The organism is Syntrophorhabdus sp., from assembly GCA_012719415.1.
Classification (GTDB): Bacteria; Desulfobacterota; Syntrophorhabdia; order Syntrophorhabdales; family Syntrophorhabdaceae; genus Delta-02.
Genome location: JAAYAK010000146.1, coordinates 1 through 2,454, shown reverse-complemented (window position 1 = coordinate 2,454; position 2,454 = coordinate 1). Strand labels below are relative to the sequence as shown.

Here is a 2,454-nt window from a genome sequence, read left to right as displayed (position 1 = left end):
GGGAACTCCACCGCAGAAGGTTCGCCATAGTCCCCCTTATAGAGATAGACCCCGGCCTCATCCACCCCGCCCTCAAGAAACCCTTGAGCGGCTTCCTCACAGACATCCCCCCCGGCCAGCAGGTGACGCGCCTCGAGGGGATAAACTACGGGGAAGAGTGAAAGGACGGTTTCAGGTCCCAAGTTTCACGTCCCAGGCTAAAAACAAAGACAGTAGTGCGAAGGTTCCGATCCTGTTGGACAGTCTGAAGGTCTCCCCGACACCTCTTTCTCCGTTATCCGGGCAAAGGCCGGAACCCAAGAAAAGTCCTCCTGCAACAGAAAGCACACAAAAGATAATACCCTTAGAGCACGATATGTAGAGGTACCGTGGAGCTTTTCCCTGTCAGGTGGTAGCTCACTGCCAGTCCTTCCTGGTTCCGGCCTTCGCCCGAATGACAGTTACTGAGGGCGGGGTGATGGGAAACAGGAGTGTCTCAATGATGGCCCTTGCAATGTCCGGGAAGATGGGAAGCTCTACAGCTTCCTGTTGCAGGGAACCTTTGCGCCTTTGTCTTTGACTTGGGACCTGAAACCTGAAACATGGAACCGTTTTCTATCCCTGGAACCTGCGACCTGAAACCTGCGACCTGAGACGGTTTTTCTAGGGCTTGATTATGACCTTGATCGATTCGCGGCCGTCGGAGACGAGTCGGAAGCCCTCGACTATGTCGTCGAGGGGAAGGCGGTGGGTTATGAGGTCGTGAACGGTCACCGTGCCCGATCCAATGAGATCCATTGCCTCCATGATGTCGGGGGGACCGCAGTAGTAGGACGTCAGGATGGTGATCTCCTTCATCCAGAAGTCGTTGACGGGTACCACGACCTGTTCCTCGGGGCCGGGCACAGCGAAGAGGACGACCGTTCCGCCCTTGTCGACGCATCGCCAGGCGGCCTCCACGGCCTGACGCGCCGAAGAGCACAGGACCACGATATCCGCCTTCCTGCCGTTCCCGGCGATCAGTCTCTCCGCGATGTCTTCCGAACCATCGACAACCATGACCGCGCCGGCCTTTGCGGCAAAGTCGAGCTTCATCGGGTTGACGTCGACGGCGATCACCCTGCAATCCCTCGCCGCCGCCAGCTTCACGTGGAGCAGACCCGACATTCCGCAGCCCATGACAAGGACCGTATCCCCTTTCCTCACCCCCGCAAGACGCTGGGCGCGGGCGGCGCATGCGAGGGGCTCTATGAAGGTGCTCTGTTCGTAGCTGATGTTGTCCGGGAGCGGGTACGTCCCCTTCTCTACGAATACTTCCGGCACGAGGACGTATTCGGCAAAGGCGCCGGGCAACCGCTCCTTGATCTCCGCGCATTGGGGAAAGTGCCCTTTCACGCAGTAGACGCATGACCCGCAGGGTATCTTGGGAGGAATGAAGACCCGGTCTGACGGCTTGAACCTCTGCACGGCTGACCCCACCGCCACAACCTCGGCGCCTATCTCGTGACCCTGGACAAGCGGCGCCCGTGGAAGGCGATACCATTCCACGATGTCGCTCCCGCAGATACCGCAGGCGTGGATCTTCACCACCATCTCCCGCGGGCCGGCCACAGGCGTCGGAACCTCCACTATGCGTATGTCCCTGTTGTTGTACCAGTAAGAGACTTTAATATCTATCCCTCGTCGATCGGTCTTCCGTCAACCCTTTCCCTTGAGACTCCTGTACAGGTCGAACGCGTCGGCCGGGGTCATGTTCTGGTGCACCACGGCGCTCACCGCCTGTATCATGGCAACGGGCGCGTCGGACTGGAAGATGTTGCGCCCCATATCCACCCCGGACGCTCCCTGCTGCACCGCGTTGTAGGCCATGGTCAGGGCGTCGAGCTCGGATATCTTCTTGCCGCCCGCCATGACGATGGGCACCGGGCAGGAGGCTGTGACGGTGTCGAAGTCCTTCTCCACGTAGTAGGTCTTGATATAATGTGCGCCAAGCTCAGCGCAGATGCGGCACGCAAGCTGGAAGTACTTCGCATCGCGGGCCATGTCCTTCCCAACCGCGGTCACGGCAAGGGTGGGAATGCCGTAGCGGTTCCCGATGTCGACCATCTTCGTCATGTTGATGATGGATTCCTTCTCGTACTCTCCCCCGATAAAGACCTGCACGGCCATGGCGCACACGTTGAGCCGTATGGACTCCTCGATGTCGACGGCAATGTCCTCGTTGGAAAGCTCCTTCAGGATGCTCGCCCCTCCGGAGACCCTCAGGACTATTGCCTTCGACGTCGACGGCGGAACGACGCTGCGCAGGATACCCCGCGTCAGCATCAGCGTGTCCGCGTAGGGAACGAGAGGAAGGATATTGATGTCCACCCTTTCGAGACCCGTCGTGGGCCCCTGGAAATACCCGTGATCGATGGCAAGCATGACCGTCCGCCCCGACTGAGGGTTGAATATCCGCGCCAACCTGTTCTTGAT

General features: G+C 59.3%; 3 protein-coding genes. 1 reads left to right on the top strand and 2 read right to left on the bottom strand.

Annotation, left to right across the window (positions count from 1 at the left end; all coding sequences use genetic code 11):
• A partial coding sequence (locus tag GXX82_09095; protein NLT23190.1) for a 2-amino-4-hydroxy-6-hydroxymethyldihydropteridine diphosphokinase occupies nucleotides 1–161 on the top strand: 161 nt, incomplete at its 5' end.
• A 481-nt stretch (nucleotides 162–642) separates the two neighbouring features.
• Here GXX82_09095 and GXX82_09090 read toward each other — a convergent pair.
• Together GXX82_09090 and lsrF are read right to left on the bottom strand one after the other, a co-directional pair.
• Complete coding sequence (locus GXX82_09090) at nucleotides 643–1,590, bottom strand: zinc-binding dehydrogenase (GenBank protein ID NLT23189.1); 948 nt, start codon at nucleotides 1,588–1,590, stop codon at nucleotides 643–645.
• An 87-nt stretch (nucleotides 1,591–1,677) separates the two neighbouring features.
• Nucleotides 1,678–2,454, bottom strand: a 777-nt coding sequence (lsrF, locus tag GXX82_09085) for a 3-hydroxy-5-phosphonooxypentane-2,4-dione thiolase (protein ID NLT23188.1), incomplete at its 5' end; no start/stop codon positions are given.